At 62.9% G+C, this 19527-nt stretch carries 15 protein-coding genes; 1 reads left to right on the top strand and 14 read right to left on the bottom strand.

Annotation, left to right across the window (positions count from 1 at the left end; all coding sequences use genetic code 11):
• From rsmG to GXB81_RS05885, 14 genes are all read right to left on the bottom strand, one after another.
• The gene (gene rsmG, locus GXB81_RS05950) at positions 1-684 is read right to left on the bottom strand and encodes a 16S rRNA (guanine(527)-N(7))-methyltransferase RsmG (protein ID WP_167049061.1); all 684 of its coding nucleotides are present in this window, start codon (positions 682-684) and stop codon (positions 1-3) included.
• Entirely contained in the window at positions 681-2639 is a 1959-nt protein-coding gene (gene mnmG / locus GXB81_RS05945; protein WP_167284402.1) for a tRNA uridine-5-carboxymethylaminomethyl(34) synthesis enzyme MnmG, read from the bottom strand. Before mnmG ends, rsmG begins: the two co-directional genes overlap by 4 nt.
• Before the next feature lie 175 nt (positions 2640-2814).
• Positions 2815-3591, bottom strand: coding sequence for an ABC transporter ATP-binding protein (locus GXB81_RS05940; RefSeq protein ID WP_205988632.1), 777 nt, complete (start codon positions 3589-3591; stop codon positions 2815-2817).
• Positions 3591-5375, bottom strand: a complete 1785-nt coding sequence (locus GXB81_RS05935; RefSeq protein ID WP_205988631.1) for a branched-chain amino acid ABC transporter ATP-binding protein/permease — start codon at positions 5373-5375, stop codon at positions 3591-3593. Before GXB81_RS05935 ends, GXB81_RS05940 begins: the two co-directional genes overlap by 1 nt.
• Positions 5376-5379: 4 nt before the next feature.
• Complete coding sequence (locus tag GXB81_RS05930) at positions 5380-6435, bottom strand: branched-chain amino acid ABC transporter permease (protein WP_167049069.1); 1056 nt, start codon at positions 6433-6435, stop codon at positions 5380-5382.
• A 224-nt stretch (positions 6436-6659) separates the two neighbouring features.
• Positions 6660-7820 carry an ABC transporter substrate-binding protein gene (locus GXB81_RS05925; RefSeq protein ID WP_205988630.1) on the bottom strand — a complete coding sequence of 387 codons (1161 nt, stop codon included), beginning with the start codon at positions 7818-7820 and terminating at the stop codon, positions 6660-6662.
• Positions 7821-8227: 407 nt separating this feature from the next.
• The gene (locus GXB81_RS05920) at positions 8228-9394 is read right to left on the bottom strand and encodes an ABC transporter substrate-binding protein (protein WP_205988629.1); all 1167 of its coding nucleotides are present in this window, start codon (positions 9392-9394) and stop codon (positions 8228-8230) included.
• Positions 9395-9934: 540 nt separating this feature from the next.
• Positions 9935-10906, bottom strand: coding sequence for a branched-chain amino acid ABC transporter permease (locus GXB81_RS05915; protein WP_205988644.1), 972 nt, complete (start codon positions 10904-10906; stop codon positions 9935-9937).
• Positions 10906-11790 (bottom strand): branched-chain amino acid ABC transporter permease, encoded by an 885-nt coding sequence (locus tag GXB81_RS05910; RefSeq protein WP_205988628.1) that lies wholly within the window; start codon positions 11788-11790, stop codon positions 10906-10908. The genes GXB81_RS05915 and GXB81_RS05910 overlap by 1 nt, the downstream gene beginning before the upstream one ends.
• 261 nt (positions 11791-12051) lie before the next feature.
• On the bottom strand, positions 12052-13266 hold the full coding sequence (locus GXB81_RS05905) for an ABC transporter substrate-binding protein (RefSeq protein WP_167049077.1): 1215 nt from the start codon (positions 13264-13266) through the stop codon (positions 12052-12054).
• Between the two features lie 85 nt (positions 13267-13351).
• Positions 13352-14110, bottom strand: coding sequence for an ABC transporter ATP-binding protein (locus GXB81_RS05900; protein ID WP_167284407.1), 759 nt, complete (start codon positions 14108-14110; stop codon positions 13352-13354).
• On the bottom strand, positions 14107-14886 hold the full coding sequence (locus GXB81_RS05895) for an ABC transporter ATP-binding protein (protein WP_167049081.1): 780 nt from the start codon (positions 14884-14886) through the stop codon (positions 14107-14109). The genes GXB81_RS05900 and GXB81_RS05895 overlap by 4 nt, the downstream gene beginning before the upstream one ends.
• Positions 14887-15128: 242 nt before the next feature.
• The gene (locus GXB81_RS05890) at positions 15129-16844 is read right to left on the bottom strand and encodes a GMC family oxidoreductase N-terminal domain-containing protein (protein WP_167284423.1); all 1716 of its coding nucleotides are present in this window, start codon (positions 16842-16844) and stop codon (positions 15129-15131) included.
• Between the two features lie 49 nt (positions 16845-16893).
• Positions 16894-18444, bottom strand: a complete 1551-nt coding sequence (locus tag GXB81_RS05885) for a CoA-acylating methylmalonate-semialdehyde dehydrogenase (protein ID WP_241016259.1) — start codon at positions 18442-18444, stop codon at positions 16894-16896.
• Positions 18445-18617: 173 nt separating this feature from the next.
• Here GXB81_RS05885 and GXB81_RS05880 point away from each other — a divergent pair, with 173 nt between their 5' ends.
• Positions 18618-19517: a LysR family transcriptional regulator gene (locus tag GXB81_RS05880; RefSeq protein ID WP_205988627.1), complete on the top strand. Its 900-nt coding sequence runs from the start codon at positions 18618-18620 to the stop codon at positions 19515-19517.
• Positions 19518-19527 lie beyond the last annotated feature (10 nt).

Genomic DNA, 19527 nt, shown 5'->3' with positions numbered 1-19527 from the left:
TCAGCTTTCCGCGCCCAGCCGAACCTTGATCAGGTGCCGTTCGGCGTCGAGCGACGGCACGTTCAGCCGGATGATCCGTTCCACGTGGGCGCCCGCCGGCAGACGCCCGATTTCACCGTCCGGCTGCACGCCCTTCATCGCCCAGATCGCGCCCTGCTCCGCAACCAGGTGACGGGCCAGTGTAACGAAATCCGTGAGTTCTGCGAATGCGCGCGAAACGATTACGTCGAACTTTGCCGGTACTTCGGCGCCGGGCCGCAATGTCTCGACGCGTCCCGTCACGACCGACAGATTCGCGAGACCCAGCTCGGCCTTCGCCTGAGCCTGGAAAGCCGTCTTTTTATGAACAATATCGTTCGTGGTGACGGTCCATTCGGGCAGTACGATTGCCAACACGATCCCGGGCAAGCCGCCGCCCGAACCGACGTCGAGCACAGAAGACGGGCCGAGCGGCGCGAGATGCGGCACGATCGAAAGAGAATCGAGAATATGCTGGACCAGCATTTGCCGCGGATCGCGAATCGCCGTCAGGTTGTAGACGTTATTCCACTTCGCCAACAGGGCGACGTAATCAAGCAGCTTGCGTTGCTGAACGTCGCTCAGGTCGAGGCCCAGCTCACGGACACCATCCGCCAGCAGCGACGCCAGGGCCTGCTGATCGATACCCCTCTGCCCTGCCGTCATTGCACCACCGGCTTGCTGTCGGTGCCGGGTTCGGCGGGCTTCGCCGGACGCCGCCCAAGGCCTCGCTTCAGATGAACCATCAGCAACGAGATAGCCGCCGGCGTGATGCCCGAGATACGGGATGCCTGGCCAATCGTTTCCGGCCGGAACTGCGTCAGCTTCTGGCGTGCCTCGAACGACAGCCCGCGAACCTCTGCGTAGTCGAGCCCTTCCGGCAGACGCGTGTTTTCGTGCGCCTCGTTGCGTTCGATTTCATCGGCCTGGCGATCGATGTAGCCCTGATATTTGATGCCGATCTCGATCTGCTCCTTGATCTGAGCGAGCAGTACGTCGTCTTCGGCGAGCACTTCGGGCGCACCGCACGTGCCGCCACGCAAGCCGCAGACGCCGTCGTAGCTCACGCCCGGTCGACGGAGCAAGTCCGCGAGGCTGTATTCGTGGTCGATCGGCTTGCCGAGCAGTGCCGTCGCTTCGTCGGCAGATAACGTCTTAGGATTGACCCACGTCGTACGAAGGCGCTCTGTTTCACGTGAAACAGCGTCGCGCTTGCGGCTGAACGCGTCCCAACGGGCGTCATCGATCACGCCCAACTCGCGGCCGATCTCGGTCAGGCGCATGTCGGCGTTGTCTTCGCGCAGGCTCAGGCGGTATTCGGCACGGCTCGTGAACATCCGGTACGGCTCGGACACCCCGCGCGTGACCAGATCGTCGACCAGCACGCCCAGATAGGCCTGATCGCGACGCGGGCACCATGCGTCCTTGCCCTGAACGTGCAAACCGGCATTGATACCGGCCAGCATGCCCTGCGCCGCCGCCTCTTCATAGCCGGTCGTCCCGTTGATCTGCCCTGCGAAGAACAGCCCGCTAATCACCTTGGTTTCCAGCGATGCCTTCAATCCGCGAGGATCGAAATAGTCGTACTCGATTGCATAACCGGGTCGCAGGATATGCGCATGCTCCAAACCTCGCATCGAACGCACCAGTTCGAGCTGCACGTCGAACGGCAGGCTCGTGGAAATCCCGTTCGGGTAGAACTCGTTGGTCGTCAGCCCTTCCGGTTCCAGGAAAATCTGATGCGACTCCTTCGACGCGAAACGGTGAATCTTGTCCTCGATCGACGGGCAATAGCGCGGCCCGACCCCTTCGATCACGCCCGTGTACATCGGCGAACGGTCGAGGCCGCTACGAATAATGTCGTGGGTGTGCTGATTCGTATGCGTGACCCAGCACGGCACTTGCCGCGGATGCTGCTCGACGCGCCCGAGGAACGAAAACACCGGCACCGGGTCCAGATCGCCCGGCTGCTCTTCGAGTTGCGAGAAATCGATCGTACGGCCGTCGATACGCGGCGGCGTACCGGTCTTGAGCCGTCCCTGCGGCAGCTTCAGCTCCTTCAGGCGTGCGGACAGCGAAACCGCAGCCGGATCACCCGCGCGGCCACCGGTGTAGTTGTTCAGACCGACGTGAATCTTGCCGTCGAGGAACGTACCCGCAGTCAGCACCACGGCGCGCGAGCGGAAACGGATGCCCACTTGCGTAACGGCGCCGACCACGCGGTCGCCCTCGACCATCAGGTCGTCGACGGCCTGCTGGAACAGCCACAGATTCGGCTGATTTTCCAGACGATGACGGATCGCCGCCTTATAGAGCACGCGGTCGGCCTGAGCGCGCGTCGCACGCACCGCCGGCCCCTTCGACGAGTTCAGGATACGGAACTGGATGCCGCTTTCGTCGGTGGCGGCCGCCATGGCGCCGCCGAGCGCGTCGACTTCCTTGACCAGATGGCCTTTGCCAATGCCGCCGATCGACGGATTGCAGCTCATCTGCCCAAGGGTTTCGATGTTGTGGGTCAAGAGCAGTGTCTTATTACCCATGCGCGCCGATGCCAAAGCGGCTTCGGTGCCGGCATGACCGCCGCCAACGACGATTACGTCAAATTCTGTGGGAAAAAGCATCGCGGGATCTCACGCCAGATCGTCGCGTGAGCCTCAAAGGAAAATGTATGGGCGAATTATAACGGGTTCAGTTTCGGCCCGAATTTCGTCCGAATGGCTAACGAATAAAAAAAGCGGTGTGTTTCACGTGAAACACACCGCTTGAAAGACCGCCATCAGCAAAAAAGGTGCTGTGCTACGCCACTTTTTTCGCCAGGCCAAGATAGGTTTCGATCACGCGCGGATTCTGTGCGAGATCCGCTGCCGGTCCTTCGAGTGCCAACTCGCCGGTTTCGAGTACATAGCCGTAGTCGGAAATTTGCAGCGCGGCACGCGCGTTCTGCTCGATCAGCAGCGTGGCAACGCCCGTCTGCCGCAGCGCACTGATGATGTGGAAAATCTCCTTCACGATCAGCGGTGCGAGACCGAGGCTCGGCTCGTCGAGCATCAGCAGATCGGGCTTGCCCATCAGCGCGCGACCGACCGCCAGCATCTGCCGCTCGCCACCTGACAGCGTGCCAGCTTCCTGCTTGCGGCGCTCCTTCAGTCGTGGAAACAGCTCGAACACCGGTTCAAGCTGATCGAGGAAATTCCGCTCCCCTGCCCGCTTGCGCCGGTAAGCGCCGAGCACGAGGTTATCTTCGACCGTCATCGACGCAAATAGCTCGCGCTTTTCCGGCACCAGACACATGCCGCGTGCGACCCGCTTCTCGACCGGTATCGCGCTGACGTCCTCGCCGCGATAGTTGATCGCGCCCTTCGCATGGCCGGTGCCCGGCAACGCGCCCATGATTGCGTTCAGCAGCGTGGACTTGCCCGCGCCATTTGGACCGATCACCGAAACGATTTGTCCTGCCCGCACCCGGATCGCCGCGCCGTGCAGCGCCTCGACCTTGCCGTAACGGACCGATAGACCGTCCACGTCGAGAATCGGCGCCACGGCCGCTACACCCGTCGTCATTGTGTTCCCCATCACTCCACCCCGCCCAGATACGCTTCGAGCACCGCCGGGTCCTGCTGCACGTCCTGCGGCAAACCTTCCGCGATCCGCGTCCCGAACTCCATGACCACAAGCCGGTCGGTGAGATTCATCACGAAATCCATATCGTGCTCGACTAGCAACACACTCATTCCTTCCGCTTTCAGGCGACGCAGCAGATCGGCGAGTTGCAGTTTTTCCTGATACCGCAGACCGGCGGCCGGTTCGTCGAGCAACAGCAGCGTCGGATCACAGCACAGCGCGCGAGCGATTTCGAGAATCCGCTGCTGTCCGAGCGCGAGGCTACCCGCCTCGTCATACATATGCTGCTCGAGACCGACGCGGCGAATCTGTCTGGCCGCCTCGGCCATCAAGCGCGCCTCTTCCGCGCGATTCAAGCGCACGATGCTGCGCCACACGCCCGCATGACCACGCAGATGCGCGCCGATCGCGACGTTCTCCAGCACCGTCATGCCCGGCAGCAACTTGACGTGCTGGAACGTGCGGCCGATCCCGCGTTTGACGATTTCACGTGAACTGAGCGCATCGATACGCTCGCCGCGAAACATGATCTCGCCGCTCGTCGCCTGAAGCACGCCGGTCACGAGATTGAAGGTGGTCGATTTGCCGGCGCCGTTCGGCCCGATCAGCCCGATGATCTGCCCGGCTTTGACTTCGAAGCTCACGTCGTTCACCGCGACGAGGCCGCCGAACTGCTTGCGCGCCTTGTTCACCGTCAGCAGGTTTTCGCCGGCTTGCGGTTTGTTGCGCTGCGGTAGAGGCTCCGCGTGATCGGCGAGATGCGCATGCGGCCCGCGCGGGAAAAAGCGCGCGACGAACGGCCACACGCCCTGTCGCGCGTACTGCAACAGCAGCACCATCAGAATGCCGAACACGATCACTTCGAAGTTGCCGTTCTCGCCGAGCAGCTTCGGTAGCAGCGTTTGCAGATAATCCTGCAGCACGGTCAGGATCGCTGCGCCGAGCACCGCGCCCCACACATGCGAAACGCCGCCCACCACCGCCATGAACAGAAACTCGATGCCGTGGTTGAGGCCGAACGGCGTCGGATTCACCGCGCGTTGCAGATGCGCATACAGAAAGCCCGACACCGACGCGAGCACCGCCGCATAAACGAAGATCACGACGCGCATCCAGCCGGTATTGACGCCCATCGCCTCGGCCATCAGACCGCCGCCGCGCAGCGCACGGATCGCGCGGCCCGGCCGGCTATTAAGCAAATTCTGAACAGAGACGACCGCGCCGAGCACGACCGCCCAGATCAGGTAATAGATATGACGGCCGGACTCGAGGTTTATCCCAAAAACATTGAGCACCGGGATGCCGTTGATGCCGTCGTACTTGCCGAGCATGTCGAGATTGCCGAACAGGTAGAACAGCGCGAGCCCCCAGGCGATCGTGCCGAGCGGCAGGAAGTGGCCGGACAGACGCATCGTCACGAGACCGAGCATCAGCGCGACCAGGGCGGTCACGATAATGCCGGCGATCAACGCAAGCCACGGCGACACGCCGTAGCTCGTCGTCAGATACGCGGTCGCATAGGCGCCGATGCCGACGAACGCGGCCTGCCCGAAGCTCGTCATGCCGCCGATGCCGGTCAGCAGCACGAGGCCGATGGCGACGATCGCATACAGCCCGATGTAGTTGAGCAGCGTGACCCAGTACTCGGGCACGTGGATCGGATGCGGCAGCACGGGCAACGCGAACAGCACCACGAGGAACAACCAGAAGAACTTCTTTTGCATGATCCGTTTCATCGCGTCACTCCTCTTCCTCTTCGGCATGCGGGCTCGCAAGACTGCGCCACAGCAGCACCGGGATGATTAGCGTGAACACGATCACTTCCTTATAAGCACTCGCCCAGAACGACGAATACGACTCCAGCAAACCCACGAGAATCGAGCCCGCTGCCGCGAGCGGATAGCTGACGAGACCGCCGATGATCGCGCCCACGAAGCCCTTCAGACCGATCAGGAAGCCCGAGTCGTAGTAGATCGTCGTGAGCGGCGCGACGAGGATGCCGCACAAGGCGCCGAGCCCCGCCGCGAGCGTGAACGCGAGGCGCCCTGCCTGCGTCGTGCCGATACCGACGAGGCGCGCGCCAAGCCGGTTCACCGAGGTCGCGCGCAGCGCCTTGCCCGAGATCGAGCGATCGAAGTACAGATACAGCGCGCCGATCAGCACGACCGCCGTGCCGATCACCCACAGGCTTTGCCCGGAGATCGACAGACTGCCGACGTTGAACGTCGCATCGGAAAACGCGTTGGTGCGCGAGCCTTCCGCGCCGAACATCACGAGGCCGAGACCGACCATCGCGAAATGCACGGCCACTGCGACAATCAGCAGCAGCAGCGTGGTCGCTTCCGCGATCGGCTCATAGGCGAGCCGATAAACGAACGGCCCCATCGGAATCACGATCAAGAGCGTCAGCGCGATCTGCACGATCATCGGCAGCGGCTGCATGAAGAGGCCACGCGTGAGCGCATAGACGGCGATCGGGAACAGCAGATACTTCCCTGCCAGCACGGGCAGCGTGCGCGCCGCATGACGGCGCCGCTCGGCATGCCGCAACGTCGCCGCCGTCTCGACGACAAAACACGCCGCGCCCATCGCCATCAGCAGCCAGCAGGTGGCCGGAAACTTCTGCGTCTGCAATGCGGCGAGCGTCAGCGCGCCATACGAAACAAACTCCCCCTGCGGTATAAAGATCACCCGCGTCACGGAAAACACCAGCACCAGCGCAAGCGCAAGCAGCGCGTAGATTGCGCCAGTGGTAATGCCGTCCTGCGCGAGGATCGCCGCAATTGATAGATCCATACTTCCTCGTCCTGAAGCGTCGAAATCGAAAAACCGGGAAACAGTCGTGATAGCACGGCGCGTAGCCGTCCATCAACCTGCATGCCATGTATGAAAAGACAACCGCCGCGCCGGGATACGGCGCGGCGGTCGTTGCCATTGTCGTCGAACACATGGCAATGCGGTGCCATGCACCGCAGATTGCGCGAGAGGCGCGTACCGCTTTTTATCCTGATGGATTATTTTCAGTCGTTCTGCAGCTTCCATTTGCCGTCGACGATCTGCACGATCACGCGTGCGCGCTGGTCGAGGCCGTTGTGGTCGGTCGGCGTGGTGTTCATGATGCCGTGCGACACCGGCAGTTCCTTGAGGTTTTCGAGCGCGCTGCGCAGCGCCGCGCGAAACTCGGGCGTGCCCGGCTGCGCGGTCTTCAGCGCGACCGGAATCGCGGCCTGCAGCATCTGGCCCGCATCCCATGCGTGACCGCCGAAGGTGGCGACCGAACCCGCGCCATACGCCTTCTCATATGCGTTCTTATAGGCTTCCGACGACTTCTTCACCGGGTTCGAATCGGGCAACTGATCGACGACGAGAATCGGACCGGCCGGCAGCAACTCGCCGTCGCAATCCTTGCCGCACACGCGCAGGAAGTCGTTGTTCGCGACACCGTGCGTCTGATAGATCTTGCCCTTGTAGCCACGCTCCTTGAGCGTCTTGGCCGGCAGCGCCGACGGCGTGCCCGAGCCCGCGATCAGCACCGCATCGGGATTCGCGCTCATCGTCTTCAGCACCTGGCCCGTCACCGATGCGTCGGTGCGGTTAAAGCGCTCGTTGGAGACGACCTTCAGATTGTGGGCTTTCGCCGCGGCGTCGAAGGTCGTGTTCCAGCTATCGCCATAGGCATCCGAAAAGCCGATGAAGCCGACCGTCTTCACGCCGTGACGCTGCATGTAATCGGCGATGGCGTCGGCCATCAGGCTGTCGTTCTGCGGCGGCTTGAAGGCCCACGCGCGCTTCGCGTCCATCGGCGCGATGATCGCCGCCGATGCCGCGAGCGAGATCACCGGCGTCTTGCCTTCGGCGGCGGGATCGAGCATCGCGAGCGCATTCGGCGTGACGGTCGAGCCGATGATCGCGTCGACATGGTCTTCGTCGATCAGCTTGTGCGTGTTCTGCACGGCTTTGCTGGTGTCCGAGCCATCGTCGAGAACGATGTACTGCACGCTCTTGCCGCCGATCTCCTTCGGCAGCAATGCAATCGTGTTCTTCTCGGGAATCCCGAGCGATGCGGCCGGCCCCGTGGTGGACAGCGTCACGCCGATCTTCACCTGCGCGAACGCCGCACCCGCGCCGCACATCAGCGCCATTGCGATGCCCGTGCGTACCCATTGCCTTGTCTTCTTCATTACGAGTCTCCAAACGCCTTGAAGCGCGTATCTATGAGCCGGCTCGACGGGCCCGGTGCGTGATCAAGTTATCGGGCCTGGGTGCGCGCGTGCCAAGCATGGTTTTCCCTGCTCAATGCGAATACCTTGCCCGTTCTGTTCGATGCCGCTCCTCTCACCTGCACGATCGCTGCTGCCTCGGACTGTCGCGCTTTCTGCGGCGCGATTTCCTCTTTTTTAACCACTAATATGCTAGTAGATTGCGTTCTGCATGATCGACGGTCAATAGCGCATGGACCGAATGCGGGTTTGTCCTGAAGCAACGGAACCACACTTCTCTCGCGATGCGCGCCACCGCACGGGCAATAAAAAAGACGCGTCAACTGCACGCGTCTTTTCGATGAGGCTTCGTGGCGTTTTGCCTTCGCTCAGTCGCCGGCCAGCTTCCACTTGCCGTCGACGATCTGCACCATCACACGCGCTCGCTGATCGAGACCGGCGTGATCGTTCGCGCTCATGTTGAAGATGCCGTGCGATGCGGGCATGTCTTTGGTGCCTTCGAGCGCCGCGCGCAGCGCTTCGCGGAACGCCGGCGTGCCCGGCTGCCCTTTCTTCAGCGCGAGCGGAATCGCCTGTTGCAACAGCAGGCCCGCGTCCCACGCATGGCCGCCGAACGTCGACACGGAGCCCACGCCATAAGCGGCTTCATACGCGTGTTTGTACGCGAGCGAGGTCTTCTTCACCGGGTTCGAATCGGGCAGTTGATCCGCGACGAGCAGCGGACCGGCCGGCAGCCACGTGCCCTCGCAATCCTTGCCGCACACGCGCAGGAAGTCGTTGTTCGCGACACCGTGCGTCTGATAGTACTTGCCCTTGTAGCCGCGCTCCCTGAGCGTTTTCTGCGGCAGCGCGGCCGGCGTGCCGGCGCCGGCGATCAGCACCGCGTCCGGGTTCTGCGACATCATCTTCAGCACCTGGCCCGTGACCGACGCGTCGTTGCGCGCAAAACGCTCGTTCGCGACGACCTTGATCTTCTGGAGATCGGCGGCCTTGCTGAACTCCTTGAACCAGCTCTCGCCGTATGCGTCGGCAAAACCGATGAACGCGACCGTCTTCACGCCGTGATTCGCCATGTGCTGCGCGATCGCGGTCGCCATCAGGATGTCGTTCTGCGGCGTCTTGAAGACCCAGGCGCGCTTCGCGTCCATCGGCTCGACGATGCCCGCGGCGGCGGCCATCGAGATCATCGGCGTGGACGTTTCGGCGGCGACGTCGATCATGGCGAGCGAGTTCGGCACGACGGTCGAGCCGATCAGCGCGTCGACGTGATCTTCGCTGGTGAGCTTGCGGGCGTTCTTGACTGCCTGGGTGGAATCGGTCGCGTCGTCGAGCACGATGTAATCGATTTTCTGGCCCGCGACCTCCTTGGGCAGCAGCGCGATCGTGTTCTTCTCCGGAATGCCGAGCGAAGCGGCCGGCCCCGTAGCCGACACGGTGACGCCGATTTTCACGTCTGCGAATGCATGGCCGCTCCAGGCAGCCGATACTCCGGTAGCGACCAATGCCGCGCTAATCCAACGTAATGCCGACTTCATCCTGCTCCTCTATTAACCCCGTTATTCAACTGAATTTAAATCCGCGGATTTAAATGCCAACCCAGTGGTCGGTGAAAAGCGAGTTTAGCGGACGCGCGCGCCGTGCCGCAAGCGTTTTGCAGGGTTGTAGCGCTTAAATGCGGTGTTCTCGCAGAACAAAAATAACGGCCCGATTCAACGATTATCCCGGCGCGGCTTGTCGAAAGCACGTTCGAAAAGCACAAATAAAAAGCGCTGTTGGATATCAATCCAACAGCGCTTTCGTCTGGGCACTGAGTGCCTCAATTGTCTCCTCGTTCTCCACCTGCAAATTCGTGGTGCATCAGAACTGCGTAAAGATTAAACGACGCCTCTACCGGTAACAACTAGCAATTACCCTAGTGGTGCACTGCGGCACCGAATTGACGCACGTCGGCGCGTTTCGTCTGCACATTATGCGACCTGCTTATGAAAGCCGTTGTTTCATTGGATTTTTAGCCTGCCCGAATTAGATCGGATGTCGAAGCAATCTCATATCGCACTGCATCAAGCCAGGCTCGATTATGCACGCAACGGCCGCACGCGCGCGACGATTTCGCCGACGATACCGCGCCGGAACGCCAGCACGCACGCAATGAAAATCAGCCCCGTGACGATCGTCACCGATTCGCCGAGCGAGCGGAACCAGTCGACGCCCGTCATCGAGGCAAACGCGGCACCGATATCGCCGAGCCGGTCTTCGAGCGACACGATCAGCGCGGCGCCGAGCAACGGCCCGAACAGCGTACCCATACCACCCACGAGCGTCATCAGGATGACGAGACCGGACATGGTCCAATACGCGTCGCTCAAGGTTTCGAAGCCCTGCACGAGCACTTTCAGCGAGCCGGCGAGACCCGCGAGGCCGGCCGACAGAATGAACGCCAGCAGCTTGAAGCGATCGGTATCGTAGCCGAGCGACACCGCGCGCGGCTCGTTCTCCTTGATCGCGACGAGCACCTGCCCGAACGGCGAATGGACGATCCGCACGATCAACAGGAATGCCGCCACGACCACCGCGAGCACGACGAAATAGAGCGCGACGTCCGACGAAAGACCGAGCACGCCGAACAGCTTGCCGCGCGGCACGCCTTGCAGACCGTCTTCGCCATGCGTGAACGGCGCCTGCAGGAACACGAAGTACACCATCTGCGCGAGCGCGAGCGTCACCATCGCGAAGTAGATGCCCTGGCGGCGAATCGCGAAGAAGCCGACGACGAGCCCGAGCAGCGTCGCCGTCGCGGTGCCGGTCAGCACCCCGAGCTCCGGCGAGAACCCGAGCGTCTGCATCGCATAGCCGGTCGCGTAGCCGGCCGAGGCGAGAAACATCGCATGTCCGAACGACAGCAGCCCCGTATAGCCGATCAACAGATTGAAGGCGGCCGCGAACAGCGCGAAGCACAGCACCTTCATCACGAAGAGCGGATAGATGCCAAGCACCGGCACCGCGAGCAGCACGATCAGCAGCAGACCGTAGAGGACTTTTCTCTGCATCATTTTTCCCTGCCGAAGAGGCCCGCCGGGCGCACGAGCAACACGAGCGCCATGATCACGAAGACGACGGTCGCCGACGCCTCGGGGTAATACACGCGCGTGAGCCCTTCGATCACACCGAGCATGAGGCCGGTCAGAATCGAGCCCATGATCGACCCCATCCCGCCGATCACGACCACCGCAAACACGGTGATGATCATCGGCTGGCCCATCAGCGGCGAGACCTGGATGACCGGCGCGGCGAGCACGCCGGCAAACGCCGCGAGCGCGACGCCGAAGCCGTAGGTCAGCGTAATCATCAGCGGCACGTTGACGCCGAACGCCTCGACGAGCTTCGGGTTTTCGGTGCCCGCGCGCAGATACGCGCCAAGCCGCGTCTTCTCGATCACGAACCACGTCGCGAAGCACACGACGAGCGACGCGACGACAACCCACGCGCGATAGTTCGGCAGGAACATGAAGCCGAGATTGGTCGCGCCGGTAAGCGCCGAAGGCACGTCGTACGGCTGGCCCGACGACCCGTAGATCGAATGGAAGATGCCTTCGATCACAAGCGTGAGCCCGAACGTCAGCAGCAGGCCGTATAGATGATCGAGCTTATAGAGCCAGCGCAGCATCGTGCGCTCGATCGCAATGCCGAACAGCCCGACGATCAGCGGCGCGAGCACGAGCATCACCCAGTACGGCAGATTGAAATACGACAGCCCCATCCACGCGAGCATCGCGCCGAGCATGAACAGCGCGCCATGCGCGAAGTTGATCACGTTGAGCAGGCCGAAAATCACCGCCAGCCCAAGGCTCAGAATCGCGTAGAACGAGCCGTTCACGAGCCCGAGCAGAAGCTGGCTCAGCATCGCCGGAAGCGGAACGCCAAAGATATCCATTGAAGCCCTTCGCCCTTCAAGCCATCGTCAAGTGAGACCGGTCGCGCGCACGATGCGGCAAACAGCGCCCGCTGCGCGGCACGCAAAACGTCCGGGCTGTTTGAGCCGCCGTTGCTCATGCTCACGAAAACGCCGCACGTACGCGCCGCGCTGCCATTCAACGCAGCAGCAACACGCACGGCGTTTCGTTCACGAACAACGGAAGGCCCCCGCGAGCGTCTCAGGTGCCGCTATCCGCGACTTCTTTCTTCTGGCCCGCGCTTACTTCCACAACGCGCAGCGCGTTTGCGCCTTGGTCGTGAACGCCTGCTCGCCCGGGATCGTCGCCATGATCTTGTAGTAGTCCCACGGTTCTTTCGATTCGGCCGGCGTCTTCACCTGCATCAGGTACATGTCGTGGATCATGCTGCCGTCCTGGCGGATGTAGCCCTTCGCGTAGAAGTCGTCGATCTTCGTCTTGCGCAGCTGCGCCATCACCTTGTCCGGGTCGGTCGAGCCGACCGCCTGCACCGCCTTCAGGTAGTTCATCGTCGCCGAATAGTCGGCGGCCTGCAGGCTCGACGGCATCTTCTTCATCTTGTCGAAGTAGCGCTGCGACCACTTGCGTGTCTCGGCATCCTTGTTCCAGTACCAGCTGTCGGTCAGCACGAGACCTTGCGTGGTTTCGAGACCGAGGCTGTGCACGTCGTCGATGAACATCAGCAGCGCGGCGATCTTCATCGTCTTCGGAATGCCGAATTCCTTCGCGGCCTTGATCGCGTTGACCGTATCGCCGCCGGCATTCGCGAGGCCGAGAATCTGCGCCTTCGAGGCCTGCGCCTGCAACAGGAACGACGAGAAGTCCGACGCCGAGAGCGGATGCCGCACCGAACCGAGCACCTGGCCGCCGTTCGCCTTCACGACGTCCGAGGTGGCCTTTTCGAGCGCCTTGCCGAACGCGTAGTCGGCCGTCAGGAAGTACCACGTCTTGCCGCCCTGCTTCGTCACGGCCGAGCCCGTGCCGTTGGCGAGCGCCGTCGTGTCGTAGGCGTAGTGAACCGTGTACGGCGTGCATTGCTCGTTGGTCAGCGTATCGGCGCCGGCGCCGATGTTGATGTAGACCTTGTGCTTCTCGCCCGCGACGGTGTTCATCGACAACCCGGTCGCCGAGTTCGTGCCGCCGATCAGCATGTCGACGCCATCGCGGTCGAACCATTCGCGCGCACGCGACGCGGCGATGTCCGCCTTGTTCTGGTGATCCGCGTACAGCACCGTGATCGGCTTGCCGTTGACCTTGCCGCCGAAGTCGGCCACCGCCATGCGGATCGCCTCAAGACCGCCCTGCCCGTCGATATCGGCGTACAGGCCCGACATGTCGGTGATGAAGCCGATCTTCACGGCATCGTCGGCCGCTTGCGCGCCCCCGAACGTTAGCGCAGTGCCGGCGGCAACCGCGAAACAGAATGAGGCAAGCCGTGCGAGTGGGTTCTTTTTCATGCGTGTCTCCAGGTTGTTCGCTTGTGGTTATCAGAGGCAAGCGGACGCATGCGGAAGATTTCCGCAAGTACGCCCGCATGGGGGTCTATACACCGAGTAAATCGTGCAGCACCGGCATCTTGCCTTCGAGTTCGCGGGCCGCGAAATGCTCGACGATCGTGCCGTGCTCCATCACATAGAAACGATCGGCGAGCGGCGCGGCAAAACGGAAGTTCTGTTCGACCATCACGACCGTGTAGCCACGCGCCTTCAGCGTGACGATCATGCGCGCGAGCGCCTGCACGATCACGGGTGCGAGCCCTTCCGAGATTTCGTCGAGCAGCAGCAGATTCGCACCCGTGCGCAGAATCCGCGCGACCGCGAGCATCTGCTGTTCGCCGCCCGAGAGCCGCGTGCCCTGGCTCATGCGCCGCTCGTACAGATTCGGGAACATCGCGTAGATTTCCTCGAGCGACATCATGTGCGCCTTGTCGCCGACGGGCGGCGGCAACAGCAGATTTTCCTCGCACGACAGGCTCGAAAAAATGCCGCGCTCTTCGGGGCAGTAACCGATGCCGCAGTGCGCGATGCGATGCGTGGGCAGATCGATCGTTTCGCGTCCGCCGATCCGGATCGAACCCGTGCGGCGCCCCGTGAGGCCCATGATCGCGCGCAGCGTCGTGGTGCGGCCCGCGCCGTTGCGCCCGAGCAGCGTGACGACCTCGCCGCGGCCGACCGTCAGATCGACGCCGTGCAGAATGTGGGATTCCCCGTACCAGGTTTGCAGTCCCGCGATTTCCAGCGCGGCTGCGCCGTTTTTCGTTGTGCCCGCTTCGAGCCCTTCGCGCTCGACCGTCGTATTCATGCGTGGGCTCCGGCGAGCGCCGCGTCGGCGCTGCCCATGTAGGCTTGCATCACGAGCGGATTCTTCGACACTTCCGCGTAGCTGCCTTCGGCCAGCACCTCGCCCCGTTGCAGCACGGTGATCGTATCGGAGATGCCGGCGATCACGTTCATGTTGTGCTCGACCATCAGGATCGTGCGGCCGGCCGATACTTTCTTGATGAGCGCGGTCACGCGGTCCACGTCTTCGTGGCCCATGCCTTGGGTCGGCTCGTCGAGCAGCATCAATTCCGGTTCCATCGCGAGCGTGGTGGCGATTTCGAGCGCGCGCTTGCGGCCGTAGGCAAGTTCGACCGTCAGCACGTCGGCGAAATCGGTCAGACCGACCTGGGTCAGCAGGTCCATCGCGCGATCGTTCAGGCGCCGCAGCGTGCGCTCGCTCTTCCAGAAGTGAAATGCGGTGCCGAGCGAGCGCTGCAAACCAACGCGCACGTTCTGCAATGCCGTCAGATGCGGAAATACCGCGGAAATCTGGAACGAACGGATGATGCCCCGCCGCGCGATCTGCGCGGGACGTTCGCTGGTGATATCGACACCGTTGAAAACGATCTGACCCGCGGTGGGTTCGAGAAATTTGGTGAGCAGATTGAAGCAGGTGGTCTTGCCTGCTCCGTTGGGGCCGATCAGCGCATGGATCGAACCACGGCGCACGCGCAGGTTCACGCCGTTCACGGCAACAAAGCCTTTGAACTCACGGGTGAGGCCGCGCGTTTCGAGAATCGTATCGCCGAGAATCATGTTCCCTTCCATACGGAGTTAGGCGAAGCACTACGATCTTTTCGCGCGAAGCTCCGCGCGACGTTTTATGAACGACGGCACCCCCTTGCCGATCGTTGGCGTACTGCACCAATCCGGACGGTAATCCATGGCGCAGCACGCAGCATGGCTATCATTGTCGCGCCAATGATGCAGCGCATTCATTGGGATTTGCACTTAGTGAAAGTGGACCGAGCGGTCGCCGTGCGCAAGCGACACGTCCATCACAGCGCCGACAGAGGCGCAGACATGCTGTTTTGCGCGGACATGCTGCCACTTACGCGTGCGCGGCGATCTTCGCGAATCATCGCACTCGCGCGCTCGGCGATCATCAGCGTCGGCGAATTCGTGTTGCCCGACGTGATGTTCGGCATCACCGACGCATCGACGACACGCAAGCCCTCGACGCCGATAACCCGCAGGCGGTTGTCGACGACCGCGGCGGGATCGTCGCTCGTGCCCATACGGCAGGTGCCGACCGGATGGAAGATCGTCGTGCCGACCGCGCCCGCGGCCTGCTGCAACTCGGCTTCGCTTTGATACTGGATGCCCGGCAGAATCTCCTGCGGCCGATAGCGCGCAAGCGCGGGCGCCGCGGCGATGCGGCGCGTGAGACGCAATGCGTTCGCGGCGACGTGGCGGTCGTAATCGGTGGAGAGATAGTTCGGCGCGATCAACGGCGGCGCCGATGCGTCGGCCGATCCAATATGGATACTGCCGCGCGACGTGGGACGCAATTGGCACACCGACGCCGTGAATGCATTGAAGCGATGCAGCGGCTCACCGAAGCGATCGAGCGAAAGCGGCTGCACGTGGTACTCGAGATCGGGGCGTGTGAGCGAACGATCGTCGGGATCGGACCTGGCGAACGCACCGAGTTGCGACGGCGACATCGACATCGGCCCGCTTTGGAACAACGCGTACTGCATGCCGATCATGAGCTTGCCCCACCAGTGCGCGGTCATCGTGTTGAGCGTGCGCACGCCCTCGACCTTATAAGCCATGCGCAGCTGCAAATGATCCTGCAGATTTTCGCCAACGCCGCGCAGATCGTGAACGACCTCGATGCCGAGCTTCTGAAGACGCGCGCCATCGCCGACGCCGGACAGTTCGAGCAGTTGCGGCGAGTTGACCGCGCCCGCGGCAAGAATGACTTCGCAACGCGCCCGGGCGAGATAGTCGACCTCGCCGCCACGATATTCGACACCCGTGCAGCGGCGTCCCTCGAACACGACCCGCTGCGTATGCGCGCCGGTCATGACCGTGAGATTCGGCCGCTTCACGGCGGGCCGCAGAAACGCCTTCGACGCATTCCAGCGAATGCCGCGCTTCTGGTTGACGTCGAAATAGCCGACACCGGTGTTGTCGCCGCGATTGAAGTCGTCCGTTGCGGGAATGCCGGTTTGCTGCGCGGCTTGCGCGAACTCTTCGAGAATCTGCCACTTCAGGCGCTGCTTTTCGACGCGCCACGGGCCACCCGCGCCGTGCGATTCGTTGGCGCCGCCGTGGTGATCTTCGCTGCGTTTGAAGACCGGCAGCACTGCATCCCACGACCACGAACGGTCGTTGGTCACGCGCGCCCACTCGTCGTAGTCCTCGCGCTGGCCGCGCATATAGATCATGCCGTTGATCGACGAACTGCCGCCCAACACGCGCCCGCGCGGATACGACAGCGCGCGGCCATTGAGTCCCGCTTCCGCCTGCGTCTTGTAGAGCCAGTCCGTGCGCGGATTGCCGATGCAATACAGGTAGCCGACCGGCACGTGAATCCAGTGGTAATCGTCCTTGCCGCCCGCTTCGAGCAGCAGCACGCTGACGTCGGGATCTCCGGTGAGCCGGTTCGCCAGCACGCAGCCCGCAGTGCCGGCGCCGACAATGATGTAGTCGAATTCGCCTTCGAGCCGCCGCGAGGCCGTGGACGTACTTTCGCTATGACTCATCATTCAGTCTCCTAAGCATTTTTATGTTCATTTTTATGCTTACGACAGACTACTTCGCGACCGGCATCGTGAATTCAGCGCCCTTCGCGATGCTGTCGGGCCAGCGCTGCATGATGCTCTTATAGCGCGTATAGAAGCGCACGCCCTCTTCGCCATACGCGTGATGATCGCCGAACAGCGACTTCTTCCAGCCGCCGAACGAATGCCAGGCCATCGGCACCGGAATCGGCACGTTGATGCCCACCATGCCGATCTCGATCTGCCGCGAGAACGCGCGCGCAATGCCGCCATCGGACGTAAACAGCGACACGCCGTTCGCGAACTGGTTGGCGTTGATCAGCGCGACCGCGGATGCGAAGTCCGGCACGCGCACCACGCACAGCACCGGCCCGAAAATTTCCTCGCGATAGATCTTCATCTCGGTCGTCACGTCGTCGAATAGCGTGCCGCCGAGGAAGAAGCCGTTCTCGTGGCCCGCCACCTGATGACCGCGCCCATCGACGACGAGCTTCGCGCCCGCCGCCACGCCGGCGTCGATATAGCCGGCCACCTTGTCGCGATGCGCGCCGGTCACGAGCGGCCCCATCTCGGCGGCGACTTCCATGCCGTTGAGAATCTTCAGGCTCTTCACGCGCGGCGTCAGACGCTCGATCAGTTCATCGGCGATATGGCCCACCGCGACCGCCACCGAAATCGCCATGCAGCGCTCGCCCGCCGAACCGTACGCAGCGCCGATCAACGCATCGACGGCTTGATCGAGATCGGCGTCGGGCATCACGACGAGGTGGTTCTTCGCACCGCCCAACGCCTGCACGCGCTTGCCGTACTTCGTGCCTTCCGTGTAGATGTATTCGGCGATCGGCGTCGAGCCGACGAACGACAGCGCGCTCACTTCGGGATGCACGAGCAACGCATCGACCGCGACCTTGTCGCCATGCACGACGTTGAACACGCCGTCCGGCAGACCCGCTTCCTTCAGCAGTTCGGCAAGCCGGATCGAGGCCGACGGATCGCGTTCGGACGGCTTCAGCACGAAGGTGTTGCCGCACGCGATCGCGACCGGGAACATCCAGCTCGGCACCATCATCGGGAAATTGAACGGCGTGATGCCGGCGACCACACCGAGCGGCTGACGCAGATTCCAGTTGTCGATACCACCGCCGATCTGGTCGGTGAAGTCGGTCTTCAGCAGATTCGGAATGCCGCACGCGAATTCGACGATCTCGATGCCGCGCATCACCTCGCCCTTCGCATCGGAAAACACCTTGCCGTGTTCGCGCGTAATCAACTCGGCGAGTTCATCGTGGTGACGGTCGAGCAATTCCTTGAACCTGAACAGCACACGCGCCCGTTTGATCGGCGCGGTTTCGCTCCACGCGGGGAAAGCGGCTTTGGCGGCGGCGACCGCCGCATCCACCTCGGCGACGCTCGCGAGCGGCACGCGGGCACTCACGCTGCCGAGCGCCGGATTGAAGACATCGCCGAAACGGCCGCTCGTGCCGTCCACCGCCCGGCCGTTGATGAAATGGCCCAGCACACGGGCGCCGGCCGCGCCGCGCCCGGTCCCGTCCTGCGCGGTTTGTACATATGTCTCGCTCATCTCTTTCCTCTTCCTGTGGTGTTCCGGTGATGTCGTTTAGCCCGGCGTGGATAACGCGCGTGGCGCATGCAGCGCCTCTGCGAGCGTGCTGAACGCCAAGCGTACGGCGCTTTGGCGAGACAAATCCAATGAATATTGCTCAAATGAGCTATAAGCCGCGCTAATATCAGGCTATGGATCTGACTCTGCTCCGGGCCTTCGTCACCGTCGCACGCGAGGGCAATCTCACGCGCGCCGCAGTGCAACTGCATCTGACCCAACCCGCCGTCAGCCTGCAAATCAAGCACCTGCAGGAGGCGCTCGGCGTGACGCTGTTCACGCGGACCTCGCACGGACTAACGCTCACGCGCGACGGCCAGGCGCTGCTGCCGCATGCCGAACGCGCACTTGGAGCCGCCGCCGACGTGCAACGCGCCGCGCAGTCGCTGCGCCAGGAAGTGCGCGGACGTCTGCGCATCGGCACGATTCTCGACCCCGAATTCCTGCGCCTCGGCGGCTTTCTGAAGCAGCTCGTGGAAACCTGGCCGCGGATCGAAACCGCGCTGCGCCACGGCATGTCGGGCTGGGTGCTCGAACAGATTCGCGCGGGCGAGCTGGACGTCGGCTATTACATCGGCCTGCCGTCCGACGACGAGCCGCGCGACGGCCCCGCGTGTCACGCGGTGACGCTCACGCATTTCCAGTACCGCGTGCTCGCGCCGGCCGGCTGGAAAGACCGCGTGAAGGGCGCGCGCGACTGGCGCTCGCTCGCCGCGCTGCCGTGGATCTGGACGCCGCCCGCGTCGGCGCACAACCGCCTGTTGTCGCGCTGCTTCGGCGAGGCCGGCGTGAAGCCGCTCAAGGTGGCCGAAGTGGACCAGGAGCCGTCGATGCTCGATCTCGTCAAGTCGGGCGTCGGCCTCACGCTGGCGCGCGACGCGACCGCGATTGCCGAAGCCCATGCGCACGCGCTGACGATCGTCGAGGGAATCACCGTGCCGACCCAGCTCAGCTTCATCACGCTCGACGAGCGCAAGGACGAACCGGCGATTGCGGCCGCGCTGAAGCTGATCGAGCAGCAGTGGGCAAATTGAATTTCGCAGC

This window comes from Paraburkholderia sp. Ac-20336 (assembly GCF_017105025.1).
GTDB lineage: Bacteria > Pseudomonadota > Gammaproteobacteria > Burkholderiales > Burkholderiaceae > Paraburkholderia.
This window is presented reverse-complemented; position numbering and strand designations above follow the sequence as displayed.